This window comes from Methyloversatilis universalis EHg5 (genome assembly GCF_000378945.1).
In the GTDB taxonomy this organism is placed as follows: Bacteria; Pseudomonadota; Gammaproteobacteria; order Burkholderiales; family Rhodocyclaceae; genus Methyloversatilis; species Methyloversatilis universalis_A.
This window is the reverse complement of record NZ_KB900539.1, coordinates 3,535,083-3,553,328: the sequence shown is the minus strand read 5'-3', so window position 1 is coordinate 3,553,328 and position 18,246 is coordinate 3,535,083. Positions and strand designations below refer to the sequence as shown.

The window sequence follows — 18,246 nt, the reverse complement described above, 5'->3', positions numbered from 1 at the left end:
ACTGGCATGCAGATCGATCTGCGTACCGTATCAATCAAGCCGCAGCGACAGACCTACGGCCACATCGAGCGCCGCTTCGGCGACAAGCCGGCATCGCGCTATCAGGAAGGCACCTTCGACCTGCAGCCGACCGCCAACTTCCACTATCGCCCGACCTGGGACCCGGACCACGAAATCTTCGATGCCGCCCGTACCGCGCTGAAGATGCAGGACTGGTACGCGTTCAAGGATCCGCGCCAGTACTACTACGGCGCCTGGACGCTGGCGCGCGCCCGCCAGCAGGACACCGCCGAATCGAATTTCGACTTCGTCGAATCGCGCAACCTCGGCGCGCTGCTGCCGGAAGACGTGCGCCAGCTCGCGCTCGACCTGCTGCTGCCGCTGCGTCACGTGGCCTGGGGCGCCAACATGAACAACGCCTCGGTCTGCGCCTACGGCTACGGCACCGCCATCACCCAGCCCTGCATGTTCCACGCGATGGACAACCTGGCCATCGCCCAGTACCTGACCCGCATCGGCCTGCTGCTCGGCGACCCCGGCGCGCTGGCCACCGCGAAGGAACACTGGCTGTACGCCGCCGACTGGCAGGGCCTGCGCCGTGTGGTCGAGGACAGCCTGGTGGTGCAGGACTGGTTCGAACTGTTCATCGCGCAGAACCTCGTGCTCGACGGCCTGGTGTATCCGCTGTTCTACAAGACCCTGGTCGAGGACGCGCTTTCGCTGCGCGGCGGCACCGCGGTCGCCATGCTGACCCAGTTCATGACCGAGTGGTATGCCGAAACCGCCAAGTGGGTCGATGCGCAGATCAAGACCGCCTGTGCCGAATCGCCGGAGAACGCCGCACTCGTGCGGGGCTGGATCGCCGCCTGGCAGAGCCGTGCGCTGGACGCCCTGACCCCGCTCGCACAGCGCGCGCTGGGCGAACGCGCCGGCGCGGCGCTGGACGATCTCGCCACCCAGTTCGCTGCCCGCGTCGCCAAGTGCGGCGTGCCGGCCTGAGGGGCGCGCCATGTCCAAGGTATTCATCGCGCTGCAGACCAACGACGACACGCGTCCGATCATCGAATCCATCCTGGCCGACAACCCGCACGCGCTGCCGGTCGAATCGCCCGCCATGGTGAAGATCGATGCCGAAGGGCGCCTCACCGTGAAGCGGGAATCGATCTCCGAGCGCATCGGCCGCGAGTTCGACCTGCAGGAGCTGCACACCCACCTGATATCGCTGTCCGGCCATATCGACGAAAGCGACGACGAATTCACGCTGCACTGGAACGACTGAGTCATACCCGAGGGAGAACGCGGGACACGGACGGCCCACCGCAGAGGCCGCACCCGCTCCGTCATTGAGGAGAAAAGCAGATGGACATGCAGGTACCGAAGAAGAAGCTGGGTCTGAAGGAACGCTACACGCTGATGACCCGTGATCTCGCGTGGGACACCAGCTATCAGCCGAAGGAGAAGGTGTACCCGTACGCCGACTACGAAGGCATCAAGATCCACGACTGGGACAAGTGGGAAGACCCTTTCCGGCTGACCATGGACGCCTACTGGAAATACCAGGCGGAGAAGGAGCGCAAGCTCTACGCCATCATCGATGCCTACAGCCAGAGCAACGGCCACCTCGGCGTCACCGATGCGCGCTACCTGAACGCGATCAAGATCTTCCTGACCGCGGTCACACCGCTGGAATACATGGCGCACCGCGGCTTCGCCCACGCCGGCCGCGCCTTCCCGGGCCCGGGCGCGCGGGTGGCCTGCATGATGCAGGCGATCGACGAGATGCGCCACGCGCAGACGCAGATCCACTCGCTGTCGAACTACAACAAGTACTACAACGGTTTCCACGACGCGCCGCACATGTACGACCGCGTCTGGTACCTGTCGGTACCGAAGAGCTTCTTCGACGACGCGATCACCGCCGGGCCGTTCGAATTCATCGTGTCGGTCGGCTTCTCGTTCGAGTACGTGCTGACCAATCTGCTGTTCGTGCCCTTCGTGTCCGGCGCGGCCTACAACGGCGACATGGGCACCATGACCTTCGGCTTCTCGGCGCAGTCCGACGAGGCGCGCCACATGACGCTGGGGCTGGAGTGCATCAAGTTCATCCTCGAACAGGACCCGGCCAACCTGCCCATCGTGCAGCGCTGGATCGACAAGTGGACCTGGCGTGGCGTGCGCCTGCTGTCCATCGTCGCGATGATGATGGACTACATGCTGCCCAAGCGCGTCATGAGCTGGAAGGAAGCCTGGGAGATCTATTTCGAGGAGAACGGCGGCGCGCTCTTCAAGGACCTCGCCCGCTACGGCATCCGGATGCCGGACTGCTGCGAACAGATCAGGCAGGAGAAGGATCACCTGTCGCACCAGGTGTGGGCCGCTTTCTACAACTACAGCGCGGCCACCGACTTCCACACCTGGATGCCGGACGAGGACGAGATGAAGTGGCTGTCGCAGAAGTACCCGGACACCTTCGACCAGCACTACCGGCCGCGCTTCGAGTTCTGGCGCGAGCAGCAGCAGAAGGGCAACCGCTTCTACAACAAGACGCTGCCCATGCTGTGCCAGACCTGCCAGATCCCGATGCTGTTCACCGAGCCCGGTGACCCGACGAAGATCTGCTATCGCGAGCGTGACTACAAGGGCAGCAAGTACCACTTCTGTTCCGACCACTGCCAGCACATCTTCGACAACGAGCCGGAGAAGTACGTCCAGGCCTGGCTGCCGGTGCATCAGATCTACCAGGGCAACTGCTTCCCCGAAGGCAGCGACCCGACCGCGCCGGGCTTCGACCCGCTGGCGGCGGTGCTGGAGCACTACCGGCTGAACGCGGGGCGCGACAACGGCGACTTCGAGGGCTCGGAAGACCAGCGCAATTTCGAAGCATGGCGCGGCATGGCCAAGCGCAACGACTGAGGGGGGACAAGAACATGCAAGTCGCTGCAGTGAAGGAATATGCAGGCACGCCGCGCGACGGCGTCGAGAACTTCCACGGCAACCAGCTGCTGTACATCGGCTGGGACGACCACCTGATGTTCTGCGCGCCGCTGACCTTTCCCTTCCCGCCGACCCTGCGCTTCGGCGACATCGTCGAGAAGGTGCTGCCCGGTGCCTACGGCTATCACCCGGACTGGGCCCGGGTCGACTGGTCGAAGGTCGAGTGGCTGAAGTCCGGCCAGCCGTGGACGCCGCACTTCAACCGCACGCTGGCCGAGAACGGTCTGGGCCACAAGGACGTGCTGCGCTTCCGCACGCCCGGCCTGACCGGCATCCAGGGATCGTGCAGTTGAAATGAGGCTCCCACGCTCACTTTGTTCGCGCAGGGTCGGCTTTGCACAGCCGACCCGTTCGGCAGGCGCGACGCATGCGTCGCGCACCCCCTGCCTCACCCCCGCCGTGGGGGCTGCGCCGACCACGGTCGGGTGTGCGCACCCGACCGGTCGTGCAGGCGGCGAGCGGTGCTTGCCGAAACCCCTGCTCCATCCGGTGGGGCGGCCCGGCGCGCGGCGCGGCGCATTGGAGAAACTGATATGAGCTACGCGCTGACCATAGAACCGCTCGGCCAGACGCTGGAGGTCGAGGACGACCAGACGGTGCTGGATGCCTGTCTGCGGGCGGGCATCTGGCTGCCGCACGCCTGCTGCCACGGCCTGTGCGCCACCTGCAAGGTGCAGGTGGTGGACGGTGAGGTGGACCACGGTGAGGCGTCCGACTTTGCGCTGATGGATTTCGAGCGCGACGAGGGCAAGACCCTGGCCTGCTGCGCGCGGCTGCAGAGCGACGTGACCATCAAGGCGGACATCGACGAGGAGCCTGACGCGCGCAATATTCCGGTCGAAGATTTCCACGGCACGGTGACCCGCATCGAACAGCTGACGCCGACGATAAAGGGCCTGTTCGTCGAGCTGGACCGGCCGCTCGACTTCCAGGCCGGTCAGTACATCAACCTCGACATCGGCGCCGAGCCCGGCATGTCGCGCGCGTTCTCGCTCGCAAACGCACCGTCGAATGGCAACGAAGTCGAGCTGAACATCCGCATCGTGCCCGGCGGCCGCGGCACCACCTGGATACACGAGTCGCTGAAGGCGGGAGACCGGGTGAAGCTGTCCGGTCCCTACGGCCGCTTCTTCGTGCGCGAGTCCGCGGCCCGGCCGCTCATCTTCATGGCCGGCGGCTCCGGGCTGTCCAGCCCACGGTCGATGATTCTCGATCTGCTGGCCAGGGACTATGCGCAGCCGATCACGCTGGTGTACGGCGCGCGCAATCGCGCCGAGCTGTACTACCACGATGACTTCGTCGCGCTGGCGGCGGCGCATCCGGCTTTCAGTTATGTGCCGGCGCTGTCCGACGAGCCGGCCGGCAGCGACTGGGACGGCTTCCGCGGTTTCGCGCACGAGGCGGCACTGGCCCACTTCCGCGAGGATTTCCGCGGCCACCAGGCCTATCTGTGCGGACCGCCGGTCATGATCGACGCCTGCATCAATGCGCTGATGCAGGGCCGGCTGTTCGAGCGCGACATCCACACCGAGAAGTTTTTCTCGGCGGCCGACGCACAGCAGGTGCGCAGCCCGCTGTTCAGGAAGATCTGACCATGGGGCGGTCGTACAGCATCGTGCTCGACGGCATCGGCCGCGAGTATCTGTGTGCGGAAACGCAGAACGCGCTGCGCGGCATGGAGGCGCTGGGCGGCCGCGGCATTCCGGTCGGCTGCCGCCAGGGCGGCTGCGGCGTGTGCAAGGTGGAGGTGCTGTCCGGCACCTATACCGCCGGCGTGATGAGCCGCAGCGCGATCAGCGAGGAGGACGAGCGCCGACAGTGCGTGCTCGCCTGCCGCATCTATCCGACCAGCGATCTGAAGCTGAAGGTGGTGGGAAAGATGGCGCGCAGCGTCGAGGCGCTGAAGCAGGAGGTGGCGCAGAAGGGCTGACGAGGCGAGATCCTGTGGGCGCGCTTGCTCGCGGCAGGGCCGCTGCACGCCGCGTGCGTCGATTGCGGCCGAGATCGCGAGCAAGCTCGCTTCCACCGGAGGCTTGCACGTGCCACCGACAAGGCGTGCATGTCCTGTCGGAGCGGCCCCGGTCGCGGCCGGGCGGTCGAGGTGCGGCTGCGCCTGACCTCAGCTTCCGTTCGCCACCTTGCGGCTCGCCGATTCCTGTGCAAACTCGGGGACAGCGGACACCGTGTGGAAGGCCCGCCAGATGTGGCCCGACAGCAGACGGCAGGCTTCGTCGGCATCGCGCGCGATCGTGGCCTTGAAAATCTGCTCGTGCTCTTCGTGCACGTCCTGCGGCACCGGCCGGTTCAGCACCGAGATGCGCCGGTAGCGCTCGGACTGCCGGTAAAGGATGGCCAGGAAGTGGCGAATCCAGCGCGAGTTGCAGGCGCCGATCAGCGTTTCGTGGAACCCCCGGTTTCTGTCTTCCCACTCGTTCACGCTGCCATCCAGATCGCCGGCCAGCTTCTCCTCGGCCCGGGTGAGCAGGTGGAAGGCGCTCACCAGATTGCCTTCCCACGCTTCGTCGCCGTTCTCGATGCTCTGTCGCAGCGCTTCGCTTTCCAGCATGACGCGGGTGCGCGTGATGTCCTCGAGATCGGCCAGCGAAATCGGCGCCACGCGAAAGCCGCGCTGGCCCTGCGCCACCACCAGCGAATCGCTCACCAGCAGCGCCAGCGCCTCGCGCAGCGTGCCGGCACCCACCTCGTAGGCGTCCTTCAGATGTTCGACCCGCAGCTTGGCACCGGGGGCGTGACGGCCTTCGATGATGTCGCGCCGCAGCTGCCGGTAGGCGCCATCGACCAGGGTTTTCGGCTCGTAGGCCTCGCCGTTGGCCTGAAATTCGCCGGTAATCAACTGATCCATTTGATGTTTCCCTGAATGCCCCCACGGGTTGAGCGGGCATGCATGCATTCTAGTGCCGAACTTTCTCCATGAAAAGCCAAAAATCTCGAGAAAAAACGTTGACGTCGAGATAATCGTTTTATATCGTTAAGTCCATCGAATATCGATTGAGTGAGAGGCCGCGATACAGCAGCCCCACGGAGGAGACGACATGGACGTGGCAGCACGGCAATCGACGGTGGGCTGGAGGGCGGCATCGGCAGCGGTGCAGGCGGCTGTGGCGCACGCGCAGTCGGTCGGCGCCTGCGTCAATGCGGCCGTGGTCGATCGCGCCGGACAGCTGGTGTCCTTCCTCCGCATGCCGGGCGCGCCGCTGCACTCGGTCGATATCGCGATCGACAAGGCCTACACCGCCGCCAGCTTCGGTCTGCCGACCGGCGACTGGGCGGTCGCCCTGTCATCCCATTCCGATGCCGTCCGCCAAGGGCTGCCGCTGCGCCCGCGCATGGTCATGTTCGGCGGCGGCCTGCCGCTGGTGGTGGCCGGCGAACGCATCGGCGGCATCGGCATTTCCGGCGGTTCCGAGGCGCAGGACGAGGACTGCGCTCGCGCAGCGCTCGCTGCGCTCGATTTGACCTCGGCGCGCTGACGCGCCGCTCCCACACGAAAGAGATCGATGAAACAGATCAGCCACTTCATCAACGGCGAGTTCGTCGCCGGCCGCGAAGGCCGCCGCTTCGACAAGCGTTCGCCGCTGGACAACCGCGTCATCGCCTCGGTCAGCGAAGCCGGGCGCGACGAGGTAAATGCCGCGGTCGCCGCAGCGCGTGCCGCGCTCGAAGGCCCCTGGGGCCGCATGACGGTGACCGAGCGCACCGAACTGCTGTACGCGGTCGCCAATGAAATCAACCGCCGCTTCGACGACTTCGTCGCCGCCGAAGTGGCCGACACCGGCAAGCCGGTCAGCCTGGCCAGTCACCTCGACATTCCGCGCGGTGCCGCCAACTTCAAGATCTTCGCCGACGTGGTCAAGAACGTGCCGGGCGAGTTCTTCGAGATGGCGACGCCGGACGGTCGCGGCGCGATCAATTACGCGCTGCGCAAGCCGGTCGGCGTGGTCGGCGTGGTGTGTCCGTGGAACCTGCCGCTGCTGCTGATGACCTGGAAGGTGGGCCCGGCGCTGGCCTGCGGCAACACCGTCGTGGTGAAACCGTCGGAAGAGACGCCGCAGACCGCGACCCTGCTCGGTGAGGTGATGAACGCGGTCGGCGTGCCGGCCGGCGTCTACAACGTGGTGCATGGCTTCGGTCCCGACTCGGCCGGCGAATTCCTGACCACCCACCCGGGCGTCAATGCCATCACCTTCACCGGCGAAACCCGCACCGGCGAAGCCATCATGAAGGCGGCCGCCGGCGGCGCACGGCCGGTGTCGCTGGAAATGGGGGGCAAGAACCCGGCCATCGTGTTCGCCGACTGCGACTTCGATGCCGCCATCGCCGGCACGCTGCGCTCCGCCTTCGACAACTGCGGCCAGGTCTGCCTGGGCACCGAGCGCGTCTATGTCGAACGGCCCATCTTCGAGCGCTTCGTGCAGGCGATGAAGGCCGGCGCCGAAGCGATGAAGCTGGGCCGGCCGGAGGACGACGCCACCGGCATGGGGCCGCTGATCTCTGCCGAGCACAGACAGAAGGTGCTGTCCTACTACCGCCGCGCGGTGGAAGAGGGCGCCACCGTCGTCACCGGCGGCGGCGTACCGGACATGCCGGGCGAACTGGCCGACGGCGCCTGGGTGCAACCGACGATCTGGACCGGTCTGCCGGAAACCGCCGCCGTCGTGCGCGAGGAAATCTTCGGCCCCTGCTGCCACATCGCGCCCTTCGATCGCGAAGAGGATGCGATCCGCATGGCCAACGACACCCACTACGGCCTCGCCGCCTCGGTGTGGACCACCGACATCACGCGCGGCCACCGCGTCGCTGCCGCACTCGACACCGGTCTGGTGTGGGTGAACGCCTGGTTCCTGCGCGACCTGCGCACACCCTTCGGCGGTGCCAAGCAGTCGGGTATCGGCCGCGAAGGCGGCGTGCATTCGCTCGAGTTCTACACCGAGCTGAAGAACGTGTGCGTGAAGCTGTGAGGACCGACGACATGAATGCACAGCTCAACCCCGAAGTCGCCCGCAGCATCGTCGCCGCCGGCATCAGGACCAACTATCACGACCTGGGCAGCGGCTTTCCGGTGCTGATGCTGCACGGCTCCGGCCCTGGTGTCAGCGCCTGGGCGAACTGGCGGCTGGTCATGCCTTCACTGGCCGAACGCGCACGCGTGATCGCGCCGGACATGGCCGGCTTCGGCTACACCGAGCGCCGCCCCGACCTCCGGTACGACATGGACACCTGGGTCGCTCAGGCCGTCGGCATGCTGGATGCGCTCGGCATCGAACAGGCGGATCTGGTCGGCAACAGCTTCGGCGGCGGTCTGGCGCTCCAGGTCGCCATCCGTCACCCGCAGCGCATCCGCCGCCTGGTGCTGATGGGCAGCGTCGGTGTGCGCTTCGACATCACGCCGGCGCTCGATGCGGTGTGGGGCTACACGCCGTCGATCGAAACCATGCGCGGCCTGCTCGACCTGTTCGCCTACGACCGTTCGCTGGTGAACGACGATCTGGCCAGGCTGCGCTACGAAGCCACCATCCGCCCGGGCTTCCAGGAGTCCTTCGCGTCGATGTTCCCGGCACCGCGCCAGCGCTGGGTAGACGCCATGGCCAGCAATGTCGAGGACATCAAGGCGCTGCCGCACGAAACGCTGGTGATCCACGGCCGCGAAGACCTGGTCATCCCGCTCGATACCTCGCTCATGCTGGCCCAGTGGATACCGAATGCCCAACTGCACGTGTACGGCAAGTGCGGCCACTGGACGCAGATCGAGCACGCGGCCCGCTTTGCGCGTCTCGTTGGCGACTTCCTCTCTGAACCCAATTGAACAGGCCCCGGACATGATGCAAGCCGACAAGATCCAGCGCTACGGCGACGAGCTGTACGCCGCGCTCACCACCCGCGAAACCGTGGCGCCGCTGACCAGCCGCGAGCCGGACATCACGATCGAGGATGCCTATCACATCCAGCAGCGCATGATTGCGCGCCGGCTCGACGCCGGCGAGCGCATCGTCGGCAAGAAGATCGGCGTCACCTCGAAAGTCGTGCAGAACATGCTGAACGTGCACCAGCCGGACTTCGGCTACCTGCTCGACGGCATGATCTACAACGAGGGCGAGTCGATCGCCGCGAACTCGCTGATCCAGCCGCGCGCCGAGGGCGAGATCGCCTTCATCCTCAAGCACGACATCATGGGCCCGGGCGTCACCGGCGCCGACGTGCTGCGCGCCACCGAGTGCGTGATGCCCTGCTTCGAAATCGTCGATTCGCGCATCACCGACTGGAAGATCCGCATCCAGGACACGGTGGCCGACAACGCCTCCTGCGGCGTGTTCGTGCTCGGCGACCGCGCGGTGTCGCCGCGCAATCTGGACCTCGGCCTGTGCGGCATGGTGCTGGAGCTGAATGGCGACATCGTCGGCACCGGCGCCGGTGCCGCCGCCCTCGGCCACCCGGTCAATGCCGTGGTCTGGCTGGCCAACACGCTGGGCCGGCTCGGCATTCCGCTCAAGGCGGGCGAAGTGATCCTGTCCGGTTCGCTCGCCGCACTCATTCCGGTCAAGGCGGGCGACAGCCTGCGCATCGCCATCGGCGGCCTCGGCGGCTGCTCGGTGCGCTTCGTCTGACCGCCCCACCGAACTCGAGACTCCACGGAGACCGCATGAACAAGATCAAGTGTGCACTGATCGGGCCGGGCAATATCGGCACCGACCTGCTCTACAAGCTGAAGCGCAGCCCGGTGCTGGAGCCGGTGTGGATGGTGGGCATCGACCCGGCGTCCGAAGGTCTGGCGCGCGCCCGCGACATGGGCATCAAGACCACCAGCGACGGCGTCGATGGCCTGCTGCCGCACGTGAAAGCCGATGGCATACAGATTGCCTTCGACGCTACCAGCGCCTATGTGCATGCCGAGAACTCGCGCAAGCTCAATGCGCTGGGCGTGATGATGATCGACCTCACGCCGGCCGCCATCGGCCCCTTCTGCGTGCCGCCGGTGAACCTGAAGGAACACGTCGGCAAGCGCGAAATGAACGTGAACATGGTCACCTGCGGTGGCCAGGCCACCATCCCGATGGTGGCCGCGGTGTCGCGCGTGCAGCCGGTGAGCTATGGCGAGATTGTCGCCACCGTGTCCAGCCGCTCGGTCGGCCCCGGCACGCGCAAGAACATCGACGAATTCACCCGCACCACCTCGGGCGCCATCGAGCGCGTCGGCGGTGCGGCGAAGGGCAAGGCCATCATCGTGATCAACCCGGCCGAGCCGCCGCTGATCATGCGCGACACCATCCACTGCATCACCGAATCGGCGCCGCGCGCAGCCGAGATCGAGGAATCGGTGCACGACATGATCCGCCAGGTGCAGGCCTATGTGCCGGGCTATCGCCTGGTCAATGGCCCGGTGATCGACATGGACACCCACCGCGTGTCCATCTTCATGGAAGTCGCTGGCCTCGGCGACTACCTGCCGAAGTACGCCGGCAATCTCGACATCATGACCGCCGCCGCCGCGCGCACGGCCGAGATGTTCGCCGAAGAAATCCTCAATGGCTCGCTCTCGCTTGAGCCGGTTCCCGCTTGAGCGCAAAGGACACGACCATGAATCTCAAGGGCAAGAAGGTCACGCTGCACGACAACACGCTGCGCGACGGCATGCATCCGAAGCGCCACCAGATCACGCTGGACCAGATGCTGGCGGTGGCGCGCGGCCTCGACGAGGCGGGCATGCCGCTGATCGAGGTGACGCACGGCGATGGCCTCGGAGGCGCCTCGGTGAACTACGGCTTCCCGCTGCACAGCGACGAGGAGTACCTCTCCACCGTCATTCCGGCGATGAAGAACACCAAGGTTTCGGCGCTGCTGCTGCCGGGCATCGGCACCGTCGATCACCTGCGCATGGCGCACGAACTGGGCGTGCACACGATACGGGTGGCCACCCACTGCACCGAAGCCGACGTGTCGGAACAGCACATTGGTCTGGCGCGCAAGCTCGGCATGGACACCGTGGGCTTCCTGATGATGGCCCACATGATCGAGCCGGAAAAGCTGGTCGCGCAGGCCAGGCTGATGGAAAGCTACGGCGCCAACTGCGTCTATGTGACCGACTCCGCCGGCTACATGCTGCCGGACGACGTGACGGCGCGCGTCAGCGCGGTGCGCCAGGCATTGAAGCCTGAAACCGAAATCGGCTTCCACGGCCATCACAACATGTCGATGGGCGTGTCGAATTCGCTGGCGGCGATCGAGGCCGGTGCCACCCGCATCGACGGTTCGACCAATGGTCTGGGTGCAGGCGCCGGCAACACGCCGCTGGAAGTGTTCGTCGCGGTGGCCAACCGCATGGGCATCGAGACCGGTGTCGACCTGTACCGCATCATGGACGTGGCCGAAGACCTGGTGCTGCCGATGATGGAGCATCTGGTGCGCATCGACCGCGATTCGCTGACGCTGGGCTACGCCGGCGTCTATTCCTCCTTCCTGCTGTTCGCCAAGCGCGCCGGCGCCAAGTACGGCATCGCGCCGCGCGACATCCTGATGGAACTGGGCCGCCGCGGCATGGTGGGCGGGCAGGAGGACATGATCGAGGACACTGCGATCACGATGGCGCGCGAGCGGGCGACCGCGGCGGCGGAGGGCTGAACGATGAGCCTCGACCGCATCACCATCGCGCTGCTTGCCGAGCGCCTCGAAAACTGCGAGCTGGAAGCGCGCGACACCACCAAGATCACCGACGACCACCCGGACATGGACTGGGAGGACGCCTATGCGGTGCAGGACGCGATACGCGCCCGCAAGCTGGCGCGCGGCGCACGCATCGTCGGCCTGAAGGCGGGGCTCACCTCACGCGCCAAGATGAAGCAGATGGGCGTCGAAGACCCGGTGTTCGGCTTCCTGGTCGATGACTTCGCGGTCGCCGACGGCGGCGACATCGACACGAAGAAGCTCATCCACCCCAAAGTCGAGCCGGAGATCGCCTTCGTCACCAAGGCGCCGCTGCGGGGCCCGGGCTGCCACATCGCCGCGGTGCTCGCCGCCACCGACTTCGTGGTTCCGGCGATCGAGATCATCGATTCGCGCTACCGCGATTTCAAGTTCGACCTGAAGAGCGTGGTGGCTGACAACTGCTCGTCGTCGCGCTTCGTGGTCGGCGGCACCGCCACCCCGGTCGAGGGGCTGGACCTGCGCACGCTGGGCGTGGTGCTGGAGAAGAACGGCCAGCCGGTGGCGCTCGGCGCCGGTGCAGCAGTGCTCGGCCACCCGGCCGCGGCGATCGCCATGCTGGCCAACATGCTGGGCCGGCGTGGCGAAGAGATCCCGGCCGGCACGCTCATCCTGTCCGGCGGCATCACCGAGGCGGTCGCGGTCGCGGCCGGCGACAGCGTGAGCCTGCGCATCCAGTCGCTGGGTTCGACCAGCGTGCGCTTCATCTGACCGCCGGTCGCTTTCCCTGGAGACATGAACGATGCCATTCGCACAGATCAACATGATCGAAGGCCGCACCGAAGACCAGAAACGCGCCGTCATCGAAAAGGTGACCCAGGCGCTGGTCGAGGCGGTCGGCGCGCCGCGTGAAACGGTGCGCGTGATGATCGTCGAGGTACCCAGTTCGCATTGGGGCATCGGCGGCGTCAGCGCCAAGGACCTCGGCCGCTAGCCACCGCAGCCTCAACACCCTACCCGAACGATGACCCGGCCGCAGAGCCGGGCAAGGAGGAGAAACACATGAACCATTACGGATTCAGGGCGCTGGCCGTGTGTGCCGCGCTTGCCTCACTGTCCGCCGGCTGCACCCAGGCGCCCGACCTGAGCGCCGCGCGCGCCGAGGCACAGAAGCCGCTGCAGCGCTACGACAGCATCCAGGCACTGGCGGCCCACGGTGACGTGGTCGCGGCCGGCACCCGCAGCGGTGCGGTGCTGGTGTCGGCCGACGGCGGCCAGAGCTGGCGACGCGAAACGCTGGCCGGCCCGTCGTCCATCACCGGCATCGACGTGTGCCCGGACGGCCGCTTCATCGCCATCGATTTCTACCGGAAGTTATGGACGGCCGACGCCCAGCTGTCCGCCTGGACCGCCCAGCCACTGGAGGCACCGCACACCGCGCTGGCCGTGCATTGCGACCGCCAGGGCCGCTGGTGGGTGGCCGGCAGCGGCGCGCTCATCGTGCGCAGCGATGACCAGGGCAAGAGCTGGGTCAGGACCGACCTGCAGGAGGATCTGCAGATCACCACGCTGCAGATGGTCGATGAGCAGAACGGCTTCGCGACCGGTGAATTCGGCACCGTGGTGGTCACCACCGACGGCGGCCACACGTGGACGAAGCGTGGCGCGCTGCCCGCCGAGTTCTATCCCTACGCGGCGCTGTTCGTGTCGGCCACCGAAGGCTGGGTCAGCGGTCTGGCCGGCCAGCTGGTGCATACCACCGACGGCGGTCTCACCTGGCAGGCGCAGGTGAATCGCGCCGGTGCGCCGCTGTACCGCATTTTCATGCACGCCGGCTCACCGCATGCGGTAGGCGCCGGTGGTGCCGTGGTCAGGCTGCAGGGCGACGAGTGGGTCGCGGTGGCCTATCCGGACGCGCGACCGGTACCGCTGGCCGCGGGCGTCTCGGTTGCCGCGAACAACACCCTTCTGATCGGCGGGCCCGGTGGCCTGCTGCGTGCCGTGACCGACGGCGGCGCGTCCAAACCCGGAGCAGCCCAATGATCGCCCCGATCCGCAAGTCCATCACCCACACGCTGCACAAGGCGGAAGGGTGGATCTTCGCCAACCCGAAGATTGTGCTCAGCATGATTTTCCTGGTCACGCTGGCCTTTGCCGCCGCGCTGCCCAAGCTGCGCATCTATTCCGATTTCTCCGACCTGCTGCCGCAGCAGCATCCGTATATCCAGACCTACAACCGGATCAAGGAGAACTTCGGCGGCGCCAACATGATCGTGATGGCGATCGAGGTGGAGCAGGGCACCATCTTCAACAACGACACGCTGAAGCTGGTGAACGAGGCGACACAGGGCATCGACAACCTGCCCAGCGTGAACCACAACCTGGTGGCTTCGCTGACCCACCGCACCGCGCGCAAGGTATTCCTGTCGCCGGAGGGCAGCTTCGTGTCGCAGCCCTACTACGACCCGGCGAAGACCTACTCGGCGGACGAACTCGCGCAGATGCAGCGCGACGTGATCGCCAACCCCAATCTGTACGGTCTGATGGTGTCGCCTGACTTCAAGGCGGCGCTGATCAAGGCACAGCTGAACGAGAGCGATCTCGACTACGTGGCCACCTTCGCCGCGCTGCAGAAGGTACGCGAAACGCTGGCGCGTGACGGCCACAAGGTGCACGTGACCGGCAATCCGGTGCTGACCGGCTGGGTCTACACCTATCTCGACCAGATTGTGCAGATCCTGGCGTGGACGCTGGCGCTGCTGGCCACGCTGCTCATCGTGTACTTCCGCCGCCTGTACGGCATCGCGCTGCCGCTGCTGGGCATCGCGCTGTCGTCGATCTGGGGCCTGGGCTTCATGGCGCTGGCCGGCATCAACCTCGAACCGCTGTCGCTGCCCATCCCCTTCCTGATCGCTGCCCGGGCCACCTCGCACGGTGTGCAGCTGGTGGTGCGCTACTACGAAGAACTGGCCATCGTGAAGAATGGCAAGCAGGCGGCACGCAATGCGCTGGACGCGCTGTTCCGCCCTGGGTCGCTCGCCATCATCGTCGATGCGGTGGGTATCGCGGTGCTGGTGCTCGGTGCTGCGCCCTTCAACTACAAGCTGGGTCTGGCTGCCGGCTTCTGGGGCTTCTCGGTCATCTTCACGGTGCACTTCATGGTGCCGCTGGCCCTGACCGTGCTGCCGCAGCCGAAGACGATGGAGAACGCCAACGAAGGCGTGCGCAATTTCCTCGGCAATGCGATGGCGCGTACCGGCGGCACCGACGGCGGCGCGCGCGCCATCCTGTTCGCGTCGCTCGCCTGCGTGGTGGTGGGCAGCTGGTACGTCGCCCACGTGCAGCTCGGCGAATCCGAGCCGGGCAGCCCGCTGCTCAACCGCGACCACGACTACAACCTCTCCACCGCGGCGATCAACACCCTGTTCCCGGGCTCTGAAGAGCTGCACGTGGTCGCCCGTACCGAGGACAAGGGCGGCATCAAGCGGCCGGAAGTGCTGCAGGCGATCGAGCGCTTCCAGGCCCACATGCTGTCCGACCCGACGCTGGGCGGCGCACGCGCGCTGCCGGGTGTGGTGCGGGTGGTGAACCAGCTCACCCACAACGACGATCCGCGCTGGGCGCAATTGCCGGACAACGCCGACGAAGTGGGCGGCCTGATGTTCGCCTACATGGCGTCCAGCCCGATTCCCGGCGCGCTGAAGGAGTACGTCAGCCCGGACGAGAACGAAGCCAACATGGTGTTCTTCTACAAGGACCACCAGGCGGACACCATCAACCGCGTGGTCGCGCTCGCCGAAGAGGGCAAGAAGCGCATCGAGGCCGAAGTGCCCGGCCTGAAGATCGAACTGGGCGGCGGCATCATCGGCGTCACCGCGGCGGCCAACCAGGCGCTGCATACCGACCACATGATCATCATTCCGGCGGTGATGCTGCTGGCCTTCTTCCTGGTGATGGCCTACTACCAGTCGCTGCACGCCGGCTGGCTGATGGTGCTGCCCATGCTGTTCGCCACCGTCATGACCTATGCCTACATGGGCTGGGCCAACATCGGCATCAGCGTGAATACGGTGCCGGTGATCGCGGTGGGCGTCGGCGTCGGCATCGACTACGCGGTGTATTTCATGGACCGCATCCGCGAGGAGATGGCGGTCACCCGCAACATCCACCGCGCGGTGATCAATGCGGTCGCCACCACCGGCTACGCGGTGTCCTTCACCGCCGCGACGCTGATCGCCGGCGTCGTCATGTGGATCTTCATGTCCGACCTGCGCTTCCAGTCGGATGCTGCTGTCCTGCTGTCCTTCATGCTCATCGTCAATGCGCTGGCCGCGATGCTCATCGTGCCGGCCTGGTGCGTGGTGTTCCGCCCGCACTTCGTGGTCGCCACCCACTACGACGAGGACGGCGTTCTGGAAGAGGACGACGCGCCGCGCGAAATCGCCCGCGCCGCCGCCTGATACCCGTTCGAACCGATCTGACCGGGCGGTCTGCCACCGCCCACGGTCATGGCAAAGAGGTTTTGCAGTGCCCTGGCAGGACAGACAAGCAGCACATAACGGAGGAGGAAGAAGGTGGATACACACAAGAAAAGAAGCCGCCTGTCGGCCCGCATAGGCCTCGGCGGCGCGCTGTGCGCCCTGATGTCGCTGGGCGCGACGGCGCAGGACAACCTGCCCGACCTGGGCAGCGGTGCCGACAAGTGGAAGGTGGATGTCTATTACGAGAACGACACCCGCTTCCGCGGCAAGGACAACACCGGTCGCACGGTCGGGCTGTCCAAGTTCCGCAACACGGTGCAGGTCGAGGCGGACCGTCCGCTGTCCAATGGCTGGGAGTTCCACGGCGTGCTGCGCGGCACCTTCGACGGTGCTTACCGCATCAACGATGACCAGTTCGGCAAGGAGGCGGGCGGCGCCATCACGCTCGACTCGACCACGCCGGGCGGCACGATAGCCAGTCCGCATGGCGGCGGCCCGATCAACAACGCGTCCGGCCCGCCGGGGAACGTGTTCGGCTTCAGCACGGTGGCCAATCCGAACGACGGTCTGCGTGTGCTCGGCGACCGCTGGCACGATGTCGAGGGCGGCATGGCCTTCGGTGTGCCGGTGCGGCCCTGCGACTACGACAAGCGCGGGTGTACCGACTTCGGCGGCTACGGCGACCTGAAGCGCTCGGAACTGGAATCGCCCGAATTCAATTCGCGTCTCGACTTCATCCGCGAAGCCTATGTGAAGAAGACCTTCGCGCTGGACGACCAGCGTTCGGTGTTCGTCAAGATCGGCAAGCAGCAGGTGGTGTGGGGCCGTACCGACCTGTTCCGGGTGCTCGACGTGATCAACCCGGTCGATTACTCGCGCAACAACATCTACGACGAGCTGGAGGACATCCGCATTCCGATGTGGATGGTGCAGGCCGAGTACCGCATGGGCGGCAGCGAGTCCATGCAGGAGCGCAACCTGCAGGTGGTGTGGAACTTCGACCAGTTCCGCGCCAACAACCTCGGCCAGTGCGGCTCGCCCAACGTCATCCTCGACGCGGGCTGCTTCTTCCGCGGCATGAAGAACCTGTGGGACAACGGCAGCACCGTGGCCAACTTCGCCAACGTGGCGCCCGGCACCTTTCTGGCCACTGACTTCGGTCCCGGCCAGATCGGCCTGAACGAGGTGAACCTGCCCGGCTGGAAGCTGAAGAACACCCAGCTCGGCGTGAAATACGAAGGCGTGACCCAGGACGGCCTGTCCTTCTCGCTGAACGCGCTGACCTACCGTTCGCAGCTGCCCAGCCTGCGCGGCGCCAAGCGCGCCTTCAATGGCTTCAACGGCGAGTTCCGCGATTACTGGCCCTACCTGATCTCGTTCGACATGTACTTCCCGCGGGTGAACCTGATCGGCGGTTCGATGGACTTCGAATGGGAAGCGGCGAACGCGGCGGTGCGCATCGAGGCGGCCTATACCAACGGCGAAGAGTTCGCGAACACCGCCAAGCCCGAGCTGTATTCGTCGAACGACGTGTTCCGCGCGGTGATCGGCATCGACCGGCCGACCTTCATCCCCTTCATCAACCCGCGCCGCACCACGCTCATTTCCGGCCAGCTGTTCTATCAGCACATCTTCGATCACACGCTGCGTGACGGCCCGCTCGGCAAGGTGGGCATTCCGGACTGGGAAGACAACGTGATCGGCACGCTGCTGATCAAGGCCTTCCTGAACAACGACCGGCTCAGCCCGCAGATCATCTTCGCGCACGACTTCCGCGCGCAGTCGACGGTGGCGGCGCCGCAGGTGGAATGGTTACTCAGCGACAACCTGAAGTTCACGGTGGGCGCCAACGTGAAGTTCGGCAGCAACAACGACCGCTACAAGTTCGATGACTGCCGTGCCTGCAACCCGTGGCCGCCCTTCACCGCCGGCCCGAACTATCCGGGCAACGCTGCGCAGGCCTTCTCGCGCGGTCTGGGCGGGCTGGAACCGCTGGGCCGCTTCCGTGCCGGCCCGATCGGCGCTGCCTGGGCCGAGGACGAAATCTTCGCAACCCTCCGCTACAAGTTCTGACCTTCAACCGCACAGCCGGGGCGGCCCGCCCCGGCTTCACAGG

Annotated in this window: 18 protein-coding genes; 17 read left to right on the top strand and 1 reads right to left on the bottom strand. The window is 66.2% G+C overall.

The genetic code is table 11. From position 1 onward, the window contains the following. The first annotated feature begins 6 nt into the window (after nt 1–6). The 6 genes from METUNV2_RS0116230 (at nt 7) to METUNV2_RS0116205 (ending at nt 4,924) form a co-directional block, all read left to right on the top strand. Complete coding sequence (locus METUNV2_RS0116230; protein ID WP_018230527.1) at nt 7–999, top strand: aromatic/alkene monooxygenase hydroxylase subunit beta; 993 nt, start codon at nt 7–9, stop codon at nt 997–999. A gap of 10 nt (nt 1,000–1,009) precedes the next feature. Then, nucleotides 1,010–1,279, top strand: coding sequence for an MmoB/DmpM family protein (locus METUNV2_RS0116225; protein WP_008064252.1), 270 nt, complete (start codon nt 1,010–1,012; stop codon nt 1,277–1,279). Nucleotides 1,280–1,359: 80 nt separating this feature from the next. After that, complete coding sequence (locus METUNV2_RS0116220; RefSeq protein WP_018230526.1) at nt 1,360–2,913, top strand: aromatic/alkene/methane monooxygenase hydroxylase/oxygenase subunit alpha; 1,554 nt, start codon at nt 1,360–1,362, stop codon at nt 2,911–2,913. 14 nt (nt 2,914–2,927) lie between these two features. Further along, entirely contained in the window at nt 2,928–3,287 is a 360-nt protein-coding gene (locus METUNV2_RS0116215) for a phenol hydroxylase subunit P4 (protein WP_018230525.1), read from the top strand. A 240-nt stretch (nt 3,288–3,527) separates the two neighbouring features. Beyond that, nucleotides 3,528–4,586: an NADH:ubiquinone reductase (Na(+)-transporting) subunit F gene (locus METUNV2_RS0116210; RefSeq protein WP_018230524.1), complete on the top strand. Its 1,059-nt coding sequence runs from the start codon at nt 3,528–3,530 to the stop codon at nt 4,584–4,586. A 2-nt stretch (nt 4,587–4,588) separates the two neighbouring features. Next, complete coding sequence (locus METUNV2_RS0116205) at nt 4,589–4,924, top strand: 2Fe-2S iron-sulfur cluster binding domain-containing protein (RefSeq protein WP_018230523.1); 336 nt, start codon at nt 4,589–4,591, stop codon at nt 4,922–4,924. 189 nt (nt 4,925–5,113) lie between these two features. On the opposite strand, the gene METUNV2_RS0116200 is transcribed toward METUNV2_RS0116205, so the two are convergent. Beyond that, the gene (locus METUNV2_RS0116200) at nt 5,114–5,857 is read right to left on the bottom strand and encodes a GntR family transcriptional regulator (RefSeq protein WP_018230522.1); all 744 of its coding nucleotides are present in this window, start codon (nt 5,855–5,857) and stop codon (nt 5,114–5,116) included. Between the two features lie 190 nt (nt 5,858–6,047). On the opposite strand from METUNV2_RS0116200, the gene METUNV2_RS0116195 reads away from it, so the two are divergent. From METUNV2_RS0116195 to METUNV2_RS0116145, 11 genes are all read left to right on the top strand, one after another. Then, nucleotides 6,048–6,485, top strand: a complete 438-nt coding sequence (locus tag METUNV2_RS0116195) for a GlcG/HbpS family heme-binding protein (RefSeq protein ID WP_018230521.1) — start codon at nt 6,048–6,050, stop codon at nt 6,483–6,485. Between the two features lie 27 nt (nt 6,486–6,512). After that, complete coding sequence (locus METUNV2_RS0116190; RefSeq protein WP_018230520.1) at nt 6,513–7,973, top strand: 2-hydroxymuconic semialdehyde dehydrogenase; 1,461 nt, start codon at nt 6,513–6,515, stop codon at nt 7,971–7,973. 11 nt (nt 7,974–7,984) lie between these two features. Then, a complete protein-coding gene (locus METUNV2_RS0116185; RefSeq protein ID WP_018230519.1) occupies nt 7,985–8,818 on the top strand; it encodes an alpha/beta fold hydrolase in 834 nt (277 codons plus the stop codon). Nucleotides 8,819–8,831: 13 nt separating this feature from the next. Then, the gene (gene dmpE, locus METUNV2_RS0116180; RefSeq protein WP_008064264.1) at nt 8,832–9,617 is read left to right on the top strand and encodes a 2-oxopent-4-enoate hydratase; all 786 of its coding nucleotides are present in this window, start codon (nt 8,832–8,834) and stop codon (nt 9,615–9,617) included. 35 nt (nt 9,618–9,652) lie between these two features. Next, nucleotides 9,653–10,570, top strand: coding sequence for an acetaldehyde dehydrogenase (acetylating) (locus METUNV2_RS0116175; protein ID WP_008064266.1), 918 nt, complete (start codon nt 9,653–9,655; stop codon nt 10,568–10,570). Nucleotides 10,571–10,587: 17 nt separating this feature from the next. Beyond that, nucleotides 10,588–11,628, top strand: coding sequence for a 4-hydroxy-2-oxovalerate aldolase (gene dmpG, locus METUNV2_RS0116170; protein WP_018230518.1), 1,041 nt, complete (start codon nt 10,588–10,590; stop codon nt 11,626–11,628). Between the two features lie 3 nt (nt 11,629–11,631). Then, nucleotides 11,632–12,420, top strand: a complete 789-nt coding sequence (dmpH, locus tag METUNV2_RS0116165; RefSeq protein ID WP_018230517.1) for a 2-oxo-3-hexenedioate decarboxylase — start codon at nt 11,632–11,634, stop codon at nt 12,418–12,420. A 31-nt stretch (nt 12,421–12,451) separates the two neighbouring features. Next, nucleotides 12,452–12,643 carry a 4-oxalocrotonate tautomerase gene (locus tag METUNV2_RS0116160; protein ID WP_018230516.1) on the top strand — a complete coding sequence of 64 codons (192 nt, stop codon included), beginning with the start codon at nt 12,452–12,454 and terminating at the stop codon, nt 12,641–12,643. Nucleotides 12,644–12,711: 68 nt separating this feature from the next. Further along, entirely contained in the window at nt 12,712–13,692 is a 981-nt protein-coding gene (locus METUNV2_RS0116155) for a WD40/YVTN/BNR-like repeat-containing protein (RefSeq protein ID WP_018230515.1), read from the top strand. Then, a complete protein-coding gene (locus tag METUNV2_RS0116150) occupies nt 13,689–16,109 on the top strand; it encodes an efflux RND transporter permease subunit (RefSeq protein WP_018230514.1) in 2,421 nt (806 codons plus the stop codon). The genes METUNV2_RS0116155 and METUNV2_RS0116150 overlap by 4 nt, the downstream gene beginning before the upstream one ends. 114 nt (nt 16,110–16,223) lie before the next feature. After that, nucleotides 16,224–18,203 (top strand): DUF1302 family protein, encoded by a 1,980-nt coding sequence (locus METUNV2_RS0116145; protein WP_018230513.1) that lies wholly within the window; start codon nt 16,224–16,226, stop codon nt 18,201–18,203. Nucleotides 18,204–18,246 lie beyond the last annotated feature (43 nt).